We start from the raw sequence: 18,594 nt of genomic DNA, 5'->3' as shown, positions 1-18,594 counted from the left end.
CGGACACCTAAAACCCCCGGACAAGCCCCAAAACCTCACTAAAAGACTTACTAAAAGACCTAGTCCAAAAGACAGGCCGAGCTGATGCCGTCGCGTCCGCCGCATCGGTCGAAACCCCATAGACGCACGAAACAACCCATGACGAATCACAACCCGCACACCACGGCTCTGCCCATTCACGCCCCCGACCAGAAGACCAAGCGGTGGGCGGCACTCGGCGTGCTCATGCTCCCGGTGCTCCTGGTCTCCATCGACAACACGGTGCTTGCCTTCGCGGTGCCCGCAATCGCTAAGGCACTGAGCCCCTCCTCCGCGGAACAGCTGTGGATTGTTGACGCCTACCCGCTGGTGCTCTCCGCCCTGCTCGTGCCCATGGGTGCTATCGGTGACCGCATCGGCCGCCGCAAGCTGCTGCTCATCGGTTCCACCGGCTTCGCGGCGATTTCTGCGCTCGCGGCGTTCGCGCCCTCCGCGCTGATGCTCGTGGTTGCCCGTGCCCTGCTCGGTATTTTTGGTGCGATGCTCATGCCGGCAACCCTGTCGATTATTCGCAATATCTTTGTGGACGCGACCGAGCGCCGCATCGCTATTGCCGTGTGGGCTTCGGGCTTCTCCGCCGGTGCGGCGCTGGGCCCGATTGTGGGTGGCTTCCTGCTGGAGCACTTCGACTGGGGTTCCGTGTTCCTGCTGGCTGTGCCGATTCTGATTCCTCTGCTGATTCTTGCCCCGATCATGGTGCCCGAGTCGAAGGACCCGAACCCCAGCCCGGTGGATCCGCTGAGCATCCTGCTGATCATGGTCGGCATGACCGGTATTACCTTCGGCCTGACCCACACCTCCGAAGCCGGTTTCGACGCGGTGGCTATTAGCACCATCCTTGCCGGCCTGTGCTTCATCGTCCTGTTCGTGTTGCGTCAGCTCAACCGCGAGAAGAACGACATTCAGCCCATGCTGGATGTGCGCCTCTTCCGCAACAGCGTGTTCACCGGTGCGATTACCGCAAACCTCATCTCCATGACGGTGGACGTTGGCTTCATCTACTTCGCATCCCAGCACCTGCAGCTGGTCTCCGGCCTGCCGCCCATGTACGCCGGTATGCTGCTGATTCCCGGCACCCTGGCGACCATTATCGCCGGCCTGGTGATTGCGCGCGTTGCTGTGCATTTCCACCCGGCGCAGGTGGTGTCCTTCGGTCTGGCGCTCAACGCTGTCGCGTTTGCGGTGCTCGCCTTCCTGGGTGCGCACAGTGACGTGGTCATTATCCTCATCTTCATTGTGCTTGGTACCGGTATCGGTATTGCGCAGACCATCTCGAACGACCTGATGCTCTCCAGCGTGCCGCCGCGTAAGGCCGGTGCGGCGTCCGCGATTTCTGAGACTTCCTACGAGACGGGTGCGGTGCTCGGTACCGTCATCATCGGTGGCATGCTCACCGCCGTCTACCGCGCGAACGTGGTCGTGCCCTCCGGCCTGGATGAGTCTCTCGCCGACCACGCCCACGAAACCCTCGGTGGTGCCGTGTCGGTCGCAAGCCACGTGGGCGGTGAGCAGGCAAACCAGCTGCTCTCTTCCGCATTCGCCGCCTTTGACTCCGGCGTGGTGCTGAGCTCCGCGTTCAGTGCCGTGCTCATGGGTGTTATGGCTGTTATCAGCTACCTCATGATCCGCAAGGCGCCGCGCGAAATGAAGCCTGCTGAACACTAATACAGCGCACTAATCTGCATACGTAAACCCCGCCTCCCGTTGCTCTTAAGCATCGGGAGGCGGGGCTATTTTTACGCACCCACCTGCGCATTTAAAGGTTCAGCACAGGTGCCGGTGGTACGGTAAAAACAGTGGGCTCACGCCCGGAAAAGACGCCCACAAAAAGACCGAGGAACCAGCGGCTCCACACAATCAAGGAGGAACGCCATCATGGGACTCAAAGACTGGATTGCACCCTTCATTACACTGCTCATCGGTGCCAGTACCATCTTCATCTCCTACAAGAACTACCAGGCGCAGGCGGCGGCAAAACCCTCCGAATTGGCGCGACTGGAACTGTGGAGCAAACTCCTCACCGAAGCCGGCTTGGACCTCAATGCTCTGCCCGACCCCGAGAAGCTCACCTCCGACCAGCGCGTCGTCCTCGAAAACTACCGGGTCTTCCTCAAACGTGCGTCCCTCGAATCGAAGCTGCGTAAAGTTGGCATCGACAGCAACCGTATCTTCAGCCTGCTCATGAAGCGTGCGCACTCTTCCGTGAAGCCTACGCCCATCCCCATTGGCGACTCGATTAGCTACTACCGCCTGATTCTGCGTGCCCTGCTGTACATTTGGGTTCCGCTGGCCGTGATTTTCATCGGCGTGCCCATCATCGTGGTCACCATCGCCTACCTGATTGGCCTCTTCACGAACCACCGCGGCAATCTGTCTGACTTTGCGCTCTCCCCGCTCGCTGTGGTGCTCCTGATTGTTGGCGCGATTGCGGTGGGTTCCCTCGTGTACCTGCAGAACCGCATTATCTCTGCCATTATCGCGAACAACGTGTACTTTTACTTCTGGGATATTTACGGCTCCAAGAAGGGCGCCCGCGATTCCAAGGAAGCCTACAGCGAGCGCCTGGCGGCTAAAACCTACGCCGACCAGCTGTTCCTCGGCCAGCAGGAGTTCGCGCAACAGTTCCGCGAGAACATGTACATGGCGGGTATTCAGGAGATTGATGAGTACCCGCGCGTGCTCAGCGACAGCGTGATGCTGCCGCGCAACTACCGGGTTGTGGAAACCACCGAGGGCGAGGACCGCATCGACCGCTTCGTGAACTGGGTGCGTTCCAAGATCGGTTTTGAGCGCCTCGAGCCGCGCATCATCTACACGCTCGAACATAAGGACGCGCACAAGGATGCGAAGAAGGAAGCTCACGGTGAGCCGGTAGCTACCGAACAGCCTGTTTCTGAGCAGCCCGTAGAGACTCCGGCTCAGGATAAGCCGGAGGATGCTCAGAAGGCTTCGGAGGCGCCTGCCTCTGGGGAGTCCGCCTCGGAGGAGCCCATCGTTGCGGAGGTGCCCGTTGAAGCACCTGCCGAGGATCTGGCTGATGCGCCCACTGAGCCCGTCACCGGAAGCGCCACCGAACCTTCCACCGCAGTCGAGGTATCCGTCGCAGCTGGGGCAGACGACCCCACGGAGGCGTTCACCCGCATCCCGCACGATGCCGACGGTCATGAGAAAAGCAGCGCTGAGAAACCCGGTACTGAGAAGCCCAAAAACTAAATAGCCCGCCCGAGGCACCCAAAAACCGGGCAGGAGAAAAGGGTCGCAGCCTACGAGTTCGCCATTGAACCGTAAGCGTGCGACCCTTTTCCTTTCCCTTCAAGGGCGAGCAGAATCGGAGGTACCACCCGACCAAGAAGAGCCAAATGATGCGCCCCTCCACCGGTAGAGGTTGCCTGGCAGAAGAACCCGCCGAAGCAGGTTGGCAGAGCGCCCGGCAGAGGGTGCATCACGCTTGAGGAACCGCCCCAGAGCCCACCGGAGAGGGGGCTGAGGGAACAGAAAACCCCGAGCTGGCGCATCTCTACATCTTCAGATTTCTTACATCATCAGAAAATAACTACATCTCGGGGTAGGGGAGGACGATTCGCGCTCCGGGTGGGACCTACCCACTCCCACCCGGAGGCGAATCGTGGGGATGTTCGCAGTGTATTGAATACATCCCACCGAAATCCCTAACGAACGTTCGGGGTTTCAGTATCAGCGGTATATGAGCCTACCGCAGTCTATGCCGCAACCTCGGGGTCGCGGGAGATAACAACCTTCACCACGTTGTGCTCAGCAGCGTGGCTGAACAGGTCGTAGGCTTCCTCGAACTGGTCGAACGTGAAGCGGTGGGTTGCCATCGCCTTAGCGTTCAGACGACCCGAGCGGACCATGTTCAGCAGGTTACCGACGGTGTTGCAGTTGACCAGACCCATGTTGATGCTCACGTTAGAAATCCACATGGTGTTCAGCGGCAGCTCAACGGGCTTGCCGTGCACGCCAGCGTTCGCGATGTTGCCGTAGGGGCGAACAATCTTGGTGCAGGTCTCGAAGGTCTGCGGAACACCCACAGCCTCAATTGCCACATCCACGCCCAGGCCGTCGGGGGAGAGAGCCTTAATCTTCTCGATGAAGTCCGGGTCGCCCGCGTTGACCTTATCGGTTGCACCCAGCTCCAGTGCCTTGTTCATGCGGTTGTCGTCAAAGTCGACGGTGATGACGCGGCCGGCACCGCAGAGGTTAGCGGTCATGATAGCGCCCAGACCCACAGGGCCTGCACCCACGACAGCGACGGTGTCGCCGGGCTTGGTGTGACCGTTCAGAATACCGATCTCGAAGCCGGTGGGCAGTGCGTCGGTGAGGAAGATGACGTCCTCATCGGCCAGACCCTCCGGAACCAGGTGAACCGAAGTCTCTGCGTAGGGAACACGCACGTACTCCGCCTGGGTGCCGTCAATCATGTAACCGAAAATCCAGCCGACACCACCAACGGTCTGGCAGTGCGAAGGCTGGTTCGCCTTACAGTAGGAGCACTTACCGCAGCTAGTCACGGCGGGAATGATGATGCGGTCGCCGACCTTCAGGTCAGTCACCGCGGAGCCAACCTCGGTAATGGTACCGACAGCCTCGTGGCCGAGGATACGTCCGTGGTCCACCTCGGGGCAGTCGCCCTTCAGGATGTGCAGGTCAGTACCGCAAATGGTGGTGGTGTCGACGCGCGCGATAACGTCCGTGGGCTCAAGAATGGTGGGGTTCGGGACTTCCTCCCAGGCGCCCTTCTGATCGGGACCGTGGTACACATATGCCTTCATGGTGACTCCTTCGTTGAAGCTCTGATGAGGGTGCAGTGACTGCTTTATCACTACATGTATCAACCTATAAGGAATATTTGATAGGTTGTATTTTCATTAAACCCGACGTGTTGAATTAAGCGCTTTTATTACGCGGAGTGTATCTTTTAGTTCTTTAAACATAAACATGATTCAGTTTGGGTATTTAATACCTGTAAATAACGCACGAGGCGCACCCCTGAAAATAGGGATGCGCCTCGTGCGTTATATGTAGAAAAGTTGGGTTGAGCTGGGGTTAGTCCTTCAACTGGGTTTAGCTCTTCAACTGGGCGCGCGCTCGCGAACGAACCGCCGTCACCGCCCACACCAGCACAAAAGCCGCCACCATCGACAGCACAATCGTGCCACCGGTCGGCAGGTTAAACGCCCACGACAGGTACAGGCCAACAATCGAGCAGATACCGCCAAACACCGGCGAGAACACCATCATCGACCCCAGTCGGCGGCACGCCAGGCGCGCAGCCGACGCCGGAATCACCAGAAGCGCCAACACCAGCACATTACCGAGCGTCTGCAGACCCAGCACCACAGAAATGGTCACCAGAACGTACAGCACAATATCCAGGGCAAGCACCGGCAGGCCCATTGCGCGGGCGCTCTCACGGTCCAGGCTGACCGTCACAATCTGGCGGTGGAACAGCCACAGCACCAGCAGGATAACGGCACCCATGATCGCGGCGTTAGTAATATCCTCGTTCGAAACACCCACAATAGAGCCGAACAAGAAATCCTGCACCGAACCCGAATACCCCGGCGCCAAAGAAATAATCACAATACCCAACGCAAAGGACGCCGCGAAGAAAATACCAATGACCGAATCCTCGCGCAGCCGCTGATTCTGACTAAAAATAGCCACCAGAATAGCCGTCACCACGCCCGCCGCCAGGCCACCCACCATCAGGTTGCCGCCCAACACGAACGCCACCGCAAGACCCGGGAACACCGAGTGCGCCACCGCATCGCCAATGAAGACCATGCCGCGCATCAGCACGTGACAGCCCACCACGCCGGTGACCACCGACGCGAGCAGTACCGCCGCCAGGGCGCGCGGAAGGAACGCCAGGGACGGGTTGAACAGATCGGCAAGAAAATCGAGAGGAGTAATCAACGGGCACCCCCGGTAGAAGCAGAATTAGCGTGGGCGGGGGAAGCGGTGCAGGAATCCGGCAGCTCGTGGCCGTACTCGTCCAGCGCACCACCGGCACAGGTGAAGCCCGTGCGGGCGTGGCCCTGCGCCTCCTCAATATCGTGGCCGTGCAACCACGTGTGCAGCTGCTCCAGACTAAAGGACGCCGCCGGGCCATCCAGGTGAATATTGCCGCGCACACCGCACAGACGCGAACAGGACTCGCGCGCCGCCAGCATGTCGTGCGTAGACATCAGAATCGTGATGCCCTCATCCGCCAACTCACGGTACAGGCGGGTCAGCGTGGTCTGAGTGGGTGCATCCACACCCGTAAACGGCTCATCCAGCAGCAGCAGGGAGGGGTTCGCCGCCAGGGCGCGCGCAAGCAGCACTCGCTGGCGCTGACCACCGGAAAGCTCCGCGATGGAGGCGTCCTGCAGGTGTAGAACATCGGTGCGTTCCATCGCCGAAAAAACCTGCACCCAATCCTTCTTCGCCGGGCGGCGGAAGAACCCAATCTCGCGCACGCGACCGGTCATCACCGTATCCTTGACGGTCAGCGGAAAATCCCACTGGAACTGGTGCTTCTGCGGCACATAACCAATATGCGCACGCGCCACACGCGGCGACTCACCCAACACGCGAACCTGACCGGATGCCGGGCGAATCAGACCCAAAATCGTGCGCAGCAGCGTGGTCTTACCGGCACCATTAGCACCAATCAGACCCGCAAACTCGCCGCGCTCCAGGGTCAGGGACAGATCCTTGAGGATGGAGCGGCGCGCGTAGCCGGCGTACAGGTTTGAAATCTCTAGAACGGGTTCAGTACCCGCTGTTACCGACGCGCTCACGAACGGTCACCGCGAACTTCATCCAGTGCCTCACGCTGCGCGGAGGAGCGGCGACGGAACGAAAGGAACGCGCCCACGGCAATCACAGCTGCCACGCCTGCGGCAATAGCGCCCCAGGGGATAGTGAACTCTGCCTTGTAACCGCTCTGGTCGCTCGCCGCGGCGGCAGACGAAGAACCGGAAGCCTGAGTGCCGGATGCCTGAGTACCGGCAGACTGGGAAGCAGAGCTAGAGGAAGCATCGGAGGAAGCCGCACCCGAGGATGCAGAACCGCGCGCCTGCGCCTCCATCGCGTACAGGGTATCGGCGCTCGCGGAGTCACCCACCGCAAACTTCAGGTAGCGGGTATCGGACACGGTCGAACCGTCAGAGAGCTCGGCGCTCGCGGTGACCTTCAGCAGGTACTCGCCCGGAGCGGTGAACACCCAGTTCGCGTGGGTGTGAGTATTCTTCTCCACCCACAGCTTCTGCGGCTCGCTCTTGGTCGAGGACCACAGCACCTGCGGTGCCGAGAAGTTGCCGTTCTCCAGGTACAGGCTGAAGGTGCCGGGGCCGCTCACCTGCTCCAGGGTCAGGTTCACGCCGCGGTTCAGCTTGGATACCAGCTGCGGGTCCTGAGTGTTCCAACCCGGCCAGATCACGCCCTTGGTTTCGGTCTGCGGAATCACGTACACCTTAGAACCGGCGGGGGCACCCACGAAGGAGTAGCGCGGGTCGTTCGGCACCTCCAGGATGGCCTTATCGCTACCGCGGTAGATGACCTCGTCCAGACTGCGCCAGACGGGGCTCTCGCCGTGATCGTCGTGGAGCATGAGCTCAAACTTGCCGTTATTGAAACGAGGACCCATATCCACGTGACCGGCGGAGATTTCGGTGCGGCCGGATGCGACCGGCTGCTCCGCCGACAGGGTCTGGGTGAGGGCGCGATCGCCGCGGCTCAGGTTGCTGTCGCTCGGCTGAGCGGAGGCGCTCTCGGCGGTTGCCGGGGTGGTCTCCGCGTGTGCCACACCCAGGGGTGCGAGCATGAGGCTGGCGCCCAGAGCCAGGGCGGACAGGCTACGAGAAGAGCGGGTGGTTGAGTTCATCATGAGGACTTCCTTGAATCATGACCTAGGTGGTGTGTGAAAGATTATCTATATGCTGATACGACTATATGAGCTTGTGGGTAGCTTAAAGTCGGGTTACGAGGTGCTAGCCTCCGAGCAGCTAGCACCCGAAGAATCGCCGCCAGAACTAGCCCCAGAACACAGCGCAATCGTGTGAGCATTCGCCAACATCATCTGCGCGTAGTGGGGAGCCTGCGCATCCAGGGTGTCCGAATAGAGCACCCCGGTACGCACCTGCGCCTCCCGAGCCAGCTCCGTGAGAACCGGTGAGCGCATCGCCGTGGACTTATCCAGATAAATCGCCGGAACCTTCAAATCCTCGACCGTGCGGCGCAGACGCTGACGCTGCTGAATACTCGGCTCGCCGCTGGCGCTGGCACTCACAAAACCTGCAATGTGCAGCCCGTAGGTGCTCGCCAGGTAGCGGTAGCCGTCGTGCGTGGTGACCAGGTTGCGCGCCGCCTCCGGCAGGGCCCCGTACACCTGACGCAGCTGAGCGTCCAGCGCATCGAGCTCCTTCATAACCTGCTCGGTGCGGGTCGCGTACTCGCTCGCACCCGCCGGATCGGCGGAGGTGAGCGCGTCACGGATGACCTGCACGCTCGCCTTCGCGTTCGGTACCGAATGCCAAATGTGCGGGTCGATTTCGCCGTGCACGTGCTTGCCCAGAACCGCCTGCGCCAGCAGGTACACCTGACCGCGATGCTCCGAAGCGCCCGAGCGCAGGAAACGGTAGCTGCCGCCTGCGGGCACCTCCTGCAGGGTGCGGGAGGGGACCGCGACCACGGTGCGGTTCAGTTCGTGCTCGACGGCACCCTGGGAGGAGTCCGCGCGGAGCACGAGCCTGCCGTCGCCGGTGCGTGCCGTAATATCGGCGTGACCTGCGGAAAGAACCTTGATGTCCGAGGCAGAAACGTTCTGTTCCTTCGCCAGACGGTCCACCAGCTGCTGCGGGTCGCGACCGACCGCGCAGTACAGGGTGCCGCGCGAAGAACGCACCGACTCCGGCGCGTTGACCGCGGTGGCGCTCAGCTCAATGGCGTACTCGCCGGCGTCGCTAAACGCCCAGGACAGGTGCGTATGTGCCTGCAGGGGAAGCTCCAGCGAACCCATATCGCCGGTGCGAATCGCGGTGTCCCCCTCACGGGTGAGGCTCACGCCGCGCGCATGCGAATCACACAGCATCTCCACCGCACCGAAGGTCTGCGTAATGAACGCCGCCAACTGCGCATTCGACGAATCGGTGGCGGTGCGCGCCCGCACGCTCTGCACCTCAAAGCGCATGCCGGCATCCGAAGAATCGGCGGGTGCAGACTCGTTCTGCCCGCCCTCTTCAACGCGCAAACCCAGCCAGATGGAATCCAGGGAGGCATCCTCAACAATGGCTTCCAGCTTGCCGCCGTACTGCTCAATCTTCTCTGCAACCGCTACGGACACAACCCCGGCGGGCAGGTTCGCCTCAACCATTTTGGAGAGCTTGCGCTGCTCCAGCAACAGGCCGTTCGTCAGGGCGCAGCGGGCATAGGCGACATCGCGGATATCGCGCAGGCTCGGCTCGTACGAGTGCGGGTCGGCACCGGCGGGCACGAGGGAGTGCACGCTGGCGCGGTCGCCGGCAATCTGCTGCGCCAAATCCGCCAGAATCGGGGTAGTGGCGACCACGCGCATCCGGTCGGAGGAGGCGTTCTCGGTGCTGGCGCATCCGCTCAGTGCGAAGGCGCCAGCCCCCACCCCGGCACCTGCCGCGATACGGGAGGCGAGGGTGAGGGCGGCGCGTCGACTATAGGCGTGTGACCCCTTGCCGGTATGCCCGCTATGCGGCGTCACCGCTGCGGCCCTTTCGGCGTGCCGAACGCAGAATCATGGCGCCGAGTGCCAGCGCCAGAATGGAGGTGCTGACCATGAACGGGTCGATGACCACACCGGTGTTCGGCAGCTTACCTGCCGCGGCTGCCTTCTGTGCGTTTGCGAGTTCCTGGCTGGTCAGGGCGCAATCCTCACCGGAGGCGGTCTTACCGACGATGCGTACCTTGGATCCGTCGGGCTTGGTGACAATGCCGGTGGCTTCGTCGACGGTGCCGTTGACGGGGTTCTTGGCGGTGCTCTTCTCGCCGCCGTTGTTGGCGCTGTTAGCGCTGTTAGCGTTGCCGCCGTCCTGCTTGGCGCCCGCCGCACCCTGCGCGTTGTCGCTTGCCGGGGCGTTATCGGGGTTGCCGACGGTGAAGTGCAGAACCGATTCGCTGCTGACCTGCTGACCGTTCTTCAGACGCGCAGTCCAGCCGATGGTCACGGTGTAGCGACCCTCGGCGGTGAACACCCAGTTGCTGTGCTGGTGGGTGTTTGCGGGCACCTGGAAGGAGCCGCCGCTACGCGAATCGAAGACCTGCTGACCGGCGGAACCGAAGTTGCCAGAGAGGAAAGTAGACATGGTGCCGGGGCCCTCAAAACCGTTGAGGCTCATGGTGACGGGACCGTCGAGCTGCTTGAGCAGTTCGGGATCCTGGGTGCTCCAGCCGAGCCAGGGCACGCCCTGCTGCTGGGTTGCACCAATCATGTGCACGGGGGTGCCCGCCGGGGCGATATTCTCCATGCCTGCGGGCAGGTTAATCTTGGCGGCGTCATTGAGCACGAACTCGAGGGCGCCGGGGGAGACGTGGCGGGCGGGGCTGGTGCGGTCGTCCTTCACGCTGCTGGTGAGGTTGCCGCCGTTGAGGATCGGGCCCACGTCAAAGTGGCCGTGGGTGACTTCTTCACGGCCGCTGTGCTCGGCGGTGTTGACTACAGCGAGGGTGGGGATGCTGGTCGGTGCCTGGGCTGCCTGGTTGCTCTGCTTGTTGTCCTTCTGAGCGTCCTTGGAGTCCTTAGAGTCCTTGGCATCTTCGGCGGGAACCTCGGTGGCGATGCACTGCTGGTTCAGGCTACCGGGCAGACCGGAGGACAGCACACCGTTGCCGGTAATGCCGCCGCCGTTGCTGGGGGCGCTGATGTTCTGGGCGTTGGAGCCCTTCACACTGGATCCCTTCGCGCTGGTGGCGTTGCCGTCCTTGTTTTCACCCTTGTCAGAGCCGTTATTGGTGTTGTCGGTGCCGCTGATAGCGGTTACACCGGATCCACCCTGGGATGCCTGCTCACCGTTTGCCGCCGCCTTCGCGCCGTTCGGGTCGGTCACCTGCGCGGCGTTCTGACCGTTCACAGATCCATCCACGCGGCGAATACCGGTGGATGCGCTCGCCTCAGCAGATGCGCTCGCCTCAGCACTCGCGGAGGTAGATGCGCTGGGGCTGCTGGTGGCGCTCTCGGTAGCGGTGGAGGTCGCCTCGGGGCTTTCGGTCGCTTCGCTCGTGGCCTCCTTGGTTGCTTCCTTTGCGGCGTTCTGCGCGTTCAGGAGCTTGAAGCCTTCCTCAGCGTTAGTGCCCACGGCGATGGTGTAGGTTGCCTCGGAGCTGACCGGGGTGCCGTCGGCAAGGGTTGCGGTGGCGCGGAACGTCAGCTGGTAGATGCCCGCGCGGGTGAATGCCCAGCTGAGGTGCTCGTGGCCGCCAGAGGTGATGGTGTGCGGTGCGAGCTTGTCGTTGGTGCTGAAGACGCGCGGGTTGTCGCGGCCGGATTCGGTGAAGACTTCGGCGCGGCCGCCTTCGGGTACGCTGCTACGCACGAGTTCAAGTTTGATGGTGTTGTCCTTGAGCGCGCCGGGGCGGATTCCTTCCGCGCCGAGACCGGGGTAGAGCAGGCCGCGGGTGCGGGTGGAGGGAATGTAGAAGATGTCGGTGCCTTCGGGGGCAATGTAGTCGTAGCCTGCTACGACCTTGGTGTATGCGTCCTCGACGTCGGGCAGGTGGAAGACGGTGCGGGCGGGGTTGAATCGTCCCTGCTGGCCGGGGCCGGTGTCTGCGAGGGTGGCGAGGGTGAACTGGTTGCCGTCGAGGAATGCGTTGAGCATTTCGGTGTGTACGCCCGCGATGACGTAGTCGCCTTCGTAGTTGACGTAACCGCGCGACTCGGTGCCTGCCTGGGTGCCGGTCTGGTTTTCCTGCGCCTGTGCGGCGGTGAAGGTGCCGACCTGGGGGAGGGCGAGGGGTGCCCCGAGTGCGAGGGTGCATCCGAGGGTGGTTGCGCTGAGTAGGCTCAGAGGTTTGGTGCGTCCTTGCATGGTGGCTCCTTGGATGACTGCTCGTTGGCTGGCGCGTTGCCCGATGCCCCGGGGCTTGCCCGGTGCTGGGTCCGGCGGCCTGTTGCCGGTTTCTCCCCTGCGTCCGGGGTGCGCTCTGCCGTGTTTTTCTCTTTGTGGATGTACGTGGTGTGCGTTTTTGGGCGCGCCTCGGCGCACACGTGTTTCTGAGAATCACTATACTCACTTAGGTTCTAAATGACAATTATTTGCAAAAGAGCTACCCTAGGAAATAGAAAAATGAGAAAGGTTGTCATGAGCTCTCAGAAGCAGACCCAACGACGGGTCACCACACACACCCCCGCACTCTTCATCCCCGGCGGCAAGCCCGCCCTCCGCCGTGCCGCCGCGTTCCTCTCCGCCGCAGCACTGCTCGCGCTCGCTGGTGCTGCCCCCTCCCTGCCCGCCGCCGCAGGCCCCGACGACGGCAAAATCGTCACCACCAAGGGCCACGTTGACGCCCCCAAGGCATACTGGGACGAGCAGAACGGCACCTTCGTCCTCATGAACGAGGCGAACCCCTACAAGACTGGCGCAGACACCTACGAACTGGACAAGACCGTCAACTGGGTCGGCAAGGGCTACAGCGGCCGCGACGGCAAGTCGCAGTACACCATGACCCTGGGCAACTCGCCCTCCCTGGCGTTCCTCGGCGAACCCGGCCAGACCCTCTACATGGCACCGCACCTGACCTCCGGCAACCAGGACCCCATCTGGGCTGGCCTGGGCGCCTCCGCTAAGGTGCCCACCGAACGCTTCCGTGACGGCGTGTTCGCCACCGACATCCTTTCCGTTGAGGGCCCCGGCCGTATGGAGCTCTTCCGCTACAACCCGGACGACGCCCCCGCCGACGTGTACCGCATGCTCTCCAGCAGCTCCAACGGCTGGCACTCCTGGCTGCTCGACAAGGGTAGCCACACGCACAACACCACGACCTTCACCCGCCCGGGCCGCTACGTGGTCACCTACCGCACCGTGGCGCGCTCCACCGACGGCCGCATCATCAGCTCCAAGCCGTCGAAGCTGGTCTGGCAGGTTGGCGGCATGCAGCCGGTGCTCGGTGACGGCACTCCCACCGCCGTGCCCACGGTCGACCGCTACAACGCGGCACCCGTCGGTGACCTGGACGCCGCAAAGTACGTGCTGTCTGTGGCGCCGCACCGCCTGGACGCCGACCCGGCAAAGAACAAGGACGCTGACGACAAGCTCAGCGACATCACCTTCACTGCCGCGAACAAGAACCTCAAGGGCACCCTGACCCTGTACAACAACGGCTACTTCCTGACCGATCTGCCGGTCGTGAACGGTACCGCCACTTGGTCTGAAATGCTCGGTAGCGAGGGCTCCCAGTTGCAGGCGGTCTTCACCCCGGACACCTCCGACGCGAACAGCGCGGAGGCGTCCCGCTGGATCTCGCACAAGCTCGCCTACGAGCCCGGCAAGGCTGAGAGCGTGTACAGCGATGACGGTAACGGCTCCTGGCCCGAGGAAATCCCGGATCCGGCGAACACCGTGCTCAGCACCCAGCAGTACACGCCGACCAGCATGGACTACGACGTGACCGTCACCCCGAACGGCAACGGCTTCAGCACCGTTGAGGTCCGCTTCAAGGACCCGAAGGTGCGCGGCTTCATGCGCGGCGGCTTCTACGCCCAGGACGACCCGGTGTACCCGTACCTCGACCTGGAAGGCTCCGTCGAGGATGGCGTGGCGCGCTTTACCTTCCGTGACGAGTCGTTCTACAAGGGCACGGCTCTGCGCGTGAAGATGCTGACCCACCCGGACATGAACGCTTCCGCCTCCACCACCGAGGTTGCGGCGAACTACGAGCCGGGCACCAAGTACACCGCACACGGTGCGCTGGCACCCGATAGCGCACCCATTGGTGATGCACCCAAGCCTGCTCCGGTGGATCCTTCGCCGAGTGTTGAGCCTACCGTCGCGCCCTCCGCCGAGCCGACCGAGGCTCCTTCCGAGGCTCCGACCGCTGAGCCCAGCACCGTACCGTCGGTGTCCCCCAGCGAGGTTCCGAGTAGCGAGCCGAGCATTGCGCCCACGACCTCGCCGAGCGAGGTTCCGAGCGTGCCCGCAGTGCCCAGCGAGCCTGCGCCCTCCAGCCCGGCTCCGACGACTCCGGCACCGAGCAGCCCCGCGCCCGCAAACCCTGAACCGAGCGCCCCGGCACCGTCTGCTCAGCCGTCCACTCCCGGAACCCCCGGTAACCAGTGCGTGCCCGGCCAGATTGACGGCCGCGCCAAGATTTCGCACGGCCACCTGGATATTCAGGCGACCTTGAAGGACCGCCAGCTGTCCGTGGGTCTGCGCGACGACAGCGGCATCATTGACGCCGATTCGACGGTGCGCCCGCTCGATTCGGTCGTGTGGACTGTCAGCGAGAACGCCCGCCGTGTACGCACCGAACGTATGGCTGATGAGAAGCTGAACTTCATGGGCCCGGTCGGTACCGCCTTCTACGGCCTGCCGCAGACCCAGCAGAGCGGCCTGCCCTGGCCCGGCTACAACACGCAGGACATTGACTACAGTCAGCTGCGCGGCCCCGTGCGCCTGCACGTGGTGCCGAAGGTCATGCCTGAGGGTGCACGCTTCGGCATGTTCACCGAGTCGCTGAACGGCGCGGATGTGCTGCTGGATTCGACGACCGGCAAGACCACGATCGACATTGATTACGCGACGCACGCGCACGCGAACTGGGTGTTCTCTGAGCCCGGCCAGTACATGTTTGACGTGCACTATTCCGCGACTCTGGCTGATGGTACTGAGGTGAACAGCCCGGTGCAGCAGCTTGCGGTTGCTGTGGGTAAGAAGGCGTCGGATGCGTGCTCGTTTGAGACTGCCGTGCCGAAGGACCCGAACGCGGCTGCGGACGACTTTAGTGGTGTGCGCCGTGTGGATTCGGCAACCCCGGGTGGTGCTGGCGGTAATGCTGGTTCCGGTCAGGCTGGCCAGTCGGGCAAGTCGGGTGCCGTGCAGGCTGGTCAGTCCGGTCAGGCTGGTGCTTCTGGTGCCGCTGGTGGCGTGAACGCGCAGGGCTCCTCTGACGGTTCGGCTGATGGTTCTGCTGGCGGCGTGTACCCGGGTGGTGTCTCCGGCGGTGGTTCCGGTGGCGGTTCCCTGGGTCAGTCTGGTGTGTCTGCTTCGTCTGGTGGCGCCCAGCAGGGCGGTTTGGCGCGTACTGGTTTTGGTGCGGTGTCTGTGGCTGTGGGCGGTGCGCTGGTGTTGGGTGCGGGTACTGTGATGGTGCTGCGTTCTCGCCGCCGCGCCTCCTAGTGTTCGCTGCGTGAGGATGCGCTGATACGGTGAAGCCCCCGCGGCTGAGAGGATGACTCTGAACTGCCTCCCGTTTCTTGGACAACGAAATTGAAGTCCAGGAAATGGGAGGCTTTTCATGTCTATAAATCTGGGAGTAAGACATGATCGTCTGCTCCGGGAGCAGGCAGCGCAAATGTTTGAGAAGGGATGTGGCTATCGTTTGACCGCCAGGAAGCTTGGTGTGTCCGCCGCGACTGTGAGAGAGTGGCAGAAAATGTACCGCATAATCGGGAGGAGCGGGTTTCTTGCCATGGGAGTAAAGCAGGCCAGATACGACTATGAGACCAAGGTCGCCGCAGCGAAGGCTGTAGTTGATGGTGGGATGAGTAAGCCTGAAGCAATGATGCGCTTCGGTATTGCAAGCGCAACACCGTTGAAGCAGTGGTGCAGGCTGTACCGTGAAGGCGGCGCGCAGGCGCTTAAGCCTAAGCCCAAGGGCAGGCCAAAGGGATTAGGTGTGGGGGCGGTGCCGCCAACGCGTGAGGAGGAACTCGCCGAGCGCGTGCGCAAGCTTGAGGCGCAGGTAGCGTACCTAAAAAAATCGATTGCCCTGAAGGCGCAGAAGCGCTCCCAAACCGGGACAAAGCCCTAGTGGTCGCCGAGCTTTCAGGGCATGGACATAAGCTGTACGACCTCCTCGAGGTGGCAGGCCTTGCCAGGTCGAGCTACTACTACGCACTGGCTCACCCCCAGCAGCCAACCAGAGTGCGGCTACGTGCCAAGGTTGCCCAGATCTTTTCGCGGACCCCCAACGGGTGCGGTCACAGGCAGGTAGCTATGTGCCTGCGCGCTGAGGAAGGGGTGCGTATCGCTGATAAGACGGTTTTGAAGATGATGCGTCAGATGGGGTTGCGCTGCGGTATACGCCGTGAGAGGGCCTACCGCAGGTACAACTCCTACAAGGGGTCTGTGGGGCAAAGTTTCGCCAACATCATCGGTCGCAACTTCACGGCGACTGGTCCTTGGCAGAAGTTGGGTACCGATGTTACCGAGTTTAAGCTCTCCTTCGGTAAGGCCTATCTCGCTCCGGTTTATGACTTTGCCAGCAAGGAGATTGTTGCCCACTCCATCTCGAGGTGCCCCAACCTCGTCCAGCAGCAAGAGATGCTTCAGGTACTCGTGGATGCCAAACCCGAGGGAGCTAAGCCGATTTTGCATTCGGATATGGGGTGGCAGTATCAGCACGAGATTTACATCAGCACGCTTGCCGAGAACGGTTTTATCCAGAGTATGTCACGCAAAGGCAACTGCATTGATAATGGTGCCACCGAGCAAGTTTTCGGACACCTCAAGGACGAGTTTTTTCGCGGCCAAGACTGGCAGACCTTTGAGAGTTTCAAAGCTGACCTTGACGCCTATATCATGCATTGGAATACGGTAAGGCGCCAGGTGAAGCTTAGGGGCCTGACCCCGGTAGAGTACCGGGATCAGGCCCTGCAGGAGGCCGCATAACGGCTAGTATTTAAAGCGTCCAAGTTTCGGGGCGCAGTTCACTCCGGCCGCGGGGGCTTTATTTTTAGTTTATGAGGTTGTTATTCTTTGATTTCTTCAAAGCGGGTCGTCTCAAAATCGCGTTCCTTTTCAGGAGATGAGTTTGCGACGTGGAATAGATATTTTTTGCCAGGTTTGACGGTCTCAACATACTCGGGAATCTTGCGACCTTCCGGCGGCACAAACATAGTGAGAGTACCGCACTCTTCCGTTTCAAAAAGACCTTTCGGAGTAAGGTCAGTTCTGCCACTTACTGTTCCTCCGCGCGGTACCGAATATGCCTTAGTCACGGTACAGGTTGCGGTAATGCCATCACTGTCATCACGTAAATGTTGAGGAACAACAAAAAACATGTACGCAGCAAGCATTATCAGAAGGATCAACCCTATTATTTGGCGGCGAGCATAATTAATTTCCATCAGCTTTCCTATTATAACTCAGCGGAAAAGGTAATCTCATTAAATGTCCCACTTATTTAAATCGATTTTATCAAAAAATTCTCCAGACCAATCAAAAGAATCTGAAATACCTGATTTTACGCGAGATCCAGCCATTTGTGCTTTATTGATGATTTCAGAGCGAGCGCTTTGTGCCTCGGTTGGACTCATCTTTACTTTGGCCTTCATTAAGCCTTTGAACAGGTCATCCGAGAATCCCTTTTTAAGCTTATCTTCAAGTTCCTTTCCTGATTTTAACTTACCCTGAGCTACTGAATCAAAGTGGTATTGAAGTCCATTTTTAACCATTCCTGCACTGGCATCAATGAGGGAATCTCGAAAGTTTTCAACAACCTCACGAACAGCAACATTATCAAGAATACTATTTGGCTTATTTGAGAAGGTTTGATTCAGGGCAATCTGATGCTTGGTAGGTGCCGGTGCTGCTGGCAGTACAAGGTTCTTGAAGGGACTGCGTTTTGAATCATGATATCCAGGAAGACCAAACCCAGATTTTATAATTCCACCGGAAACGGCACCTCCCAAACCTGCGGTAGCACCAGAAGCAAACATTCCTAGCGCGGTCAATGGGTTTTTATCTTTTACATTATCGTCCAGATAGTATGAAACTACATTATTTATACCTCCAGAAACACTATCTTTCACTACGTCTTCGAGAATCTTATCTTCAGCCAGTTCCACTCCAAACTTCTGGGCATAGGGAGTGAGCGCAGATTTAACAGGAGCAGTTACCTTTGCTACTGGAGCAGTTACCTTTGCAACCACTGCAGAAGCAGCCTGCTTTAGCTTTGAAACCTTCTCAACCGTTTGAGTAACTTTCGTCACTCCGGTAGCCAAATTTTTCAAGTTGCCCAAGCCACCGGTTACCAAACCAGTTACAGCACCAGTAATGGCTCCCTTAAATGCCTCCTTGCCGGCCTTTGACCAGTCAACCTTTCCGCCGGAAGCTTTCTGATCAAATACCGACATGCCTGCACCCATAAGCGCACCGGAAATACCACCAAGGATAGCGCCACCAACAGGACCAGTACCTGTAGCAATGGCAGCAACTATAAAACCGGTAGCAACCATCGCGGCACCAGCCAGATATTCCAAGCTATCCCTTACAAAGACGGCAACAGCCTTCTGTTTATTGAAGTCTTCCACCGACACCGGCGACAGGCCCCACGGGTCCACCAAAGAAACCGGGTTACCAC

Annotated in this window: 12 protein-coding genes and 1 pseudogene; 5 read left to right on the top strand and 8 right to left on the bottom strand. The window is 60.7% G+C overall.

The features are described 5' to 3' along the window. Window positions 1-138 precede the first annotated feature (138 nt). Both RWL87_RS07830 and RWL87_RS07825 read left to right on the top strand, forming a co-directional pair. Window positions 139-1,704, top strand: a complete 1,566-nt coding sequence (locus tag RWL87_RS07830; RefSeq protein ID WP_313969489.1) for an MFS transporter — start codon at window positions 139-141, stop codon at window positions 1,702-1,704. A gap of 210 nt (window positions 1,705-1,914) precedes the next feature. Then, window positions 1,915-3,252, top strand: coding sequence for a CoA-disulfide reductase (locus RWL87_RS07825; RefSeq protein ID WP_313969488.1), 1,338 nt, complete (start codon window positions 1,915-1,917; stop codon window positions 3,250-3,252). Window positions 3,253-3,758: 506 nt separating this feature from the next. Here RWL87_RS07825 and RWL87_RS07820 read toward each other — a convergent pair. From RWL87_RS07820 to RWL87_RS07795, 6 genes are all read right to left on the bottom strand, one after another. Next, window positions 3,759-4,829 carry an alcohol dehydrogenase catalytic domain-containing protein gene (locus RWL87_RS07820; RefSeq protein ID WP_313969487.1) on the bottom strand — a complete coding sequence of 357 codons (1,071 nt, stop codon included), beginning with the start codon at window positions 4,827-4,829 and terminating at the stop codon, window positions 3,759-3,761. 292 nt (window positions 4,830-5,121) lie between these two features. Further along, window positions 5,122-5,976, bottom strand: a complete 855-nt coding sequence (locus RWL87_RS07815) for an anchored repeat-type ABC transporter permease subunit (RefSeq protein ID WP_313969486.1) — start codon at window positions 5,974-5,976, stop codon at window positions 5,122-5,124. Continuing rightward, on the bottom strand, window positions 5,973-6,845 hold the full coding sequence (locus RWL87_RS07810) for an ABC transporter ATP-binding protein (RefSeq protein ID WP_313969485.1): 873 nt from the start codon (window positions 6,843-6,845) through the stop codon (window positions 5,973-5,975). Before RWL87_RS07810 ends, RWL87_RS07815 begins: the two co-directional genes overlap by 4 nt. Further along, on the bottom strand, window positions 6,842-7,933 hold the full coding sequence (locus RWL87_RS07805) for a choice-of-anchor M domain-containing protein (RefSeq protein ID WP_313969484.1): 1,092 nt from the start codon (window positions 7,931-7,933) through the stop codon (window positions 6,842-6,844). Before RWL87_RS07805 ends, RWL87_RS07810 begins: the two co-directional genes overlap by 4 nt. A gap of 93 nt (window positions 7,934-8,026) precedes the next feature. Further along, window positions 8,027-9,778, bottom strand: coding sequence for an anchored repeat ABC transporter, substrate-binding protein (locus RWL87_RS07800; protein WP_313969483.1), 1,752 nt, complete (start codon window positions 9,776-9,778; stop codon window positions 8,027-8,029). Next, the gene (locus RWL87_RS07795) at window positions 9,765-12,101 is read right to left on the bottom strand and encodes a TIGR03773 family transporter-associated surface protein (protein WP_313969482.1); all 2,337 of its coding nucleotides are present in this window, start codon (window positions 12,099-12,101) and stop codon (window positions 9,765-9,767) included. Before RWL87_RS07795 ends, RWL87_RS07800 begins: the two co-directional genes overlap by 14 nt. A gap of 273 nt (window positions 12,102-12,374) precedes the next feature. Between RWL87_RS07795 and RWL87_RS07790 the strand changes: the two genes are divergently transcribed. The 3 genes from RWL87_RS07790 to RWL87_RS07780 all read left to right on the top strand — a co-directional run bounded on the left by RWL87_RS07790 (window position 12,375) and on the right by RWL87_RS07780 (window position 16,901). Then, window positions 12,375-15,407, top strand: a complete 3,033-nt coding sequence (locus RWL87_RS07790; protein WP_313969481.1) for a choice-of-anchor M domain-containing protein — start codon at window positions 12,375-12,377, stop codon at window positions 15,405-15,407. 118 nt (window positions 15,408-15,525) lie between these two features. After that, window positions 15,526-16,041, top strand: a complete 516-nt coding sequence (locus RWL87_RS07785) for a helix-turn-helix domain-containing protein (protein WP_313969480.1) — start codon at window positions 15,526-15,528, stop codon at window positions 16,039-16,041. Then, entirely contained in the window at window positions 16,041-16,901 is an 861-nt protein-coding gene (locus tag RWL87_RS07780) for an IS3 family transposase (RefSeq protein WP_313969479.1), read from the top strand. Before RWL87_RS07785 ends, RWL87_RS07780 begins: the two co-directional genes overlap by 1 nt. 80 nt (window positions 16,902-16,981) lie before the next feature. Here the strand turns inward: RWL87_RS07780 and RWL87_RS07775 are convergent, their stop codons facing one another. Together RWL87_RS07775 and RWL87_RS07770 are read right to left on the bottom strand one after the other, a co-directional pair. Continuing rightward, on the bottom strand, window positions 16,982-17,359 hold the full coding sequence (locus RWL87_RS07775; RefSeq protein ID WP_313969478.1) for a hypothetical protein: 378 nt from the start codon (window positions 17,357-17,359) through the stop codon (window positions 16,982-16,984). A 39-nt stretch (window positions 17,360-17,398) separates the two neighbouring features. Then, a pseudogene (locus RWL87_RS07770) lies at window positions 17,399-18,594 on the bottom strand (type IV secretion protein Rhs); the annotation flags it as partial.

The organism is uncultured Rothia sp., assembly GCF_963555405.1.
In the GTDB taxonomy this organism is placed as follows: Bacteria; Actinomycetota; Actinomycetes; order Actinomycetales; family Micrococcaceae; genus Rothia.
The sequence above is the reverse complement of the archived record's forward strand: the minus strand, read 5'-3'. Positions and strand labels throughout refer to the sequence as shown.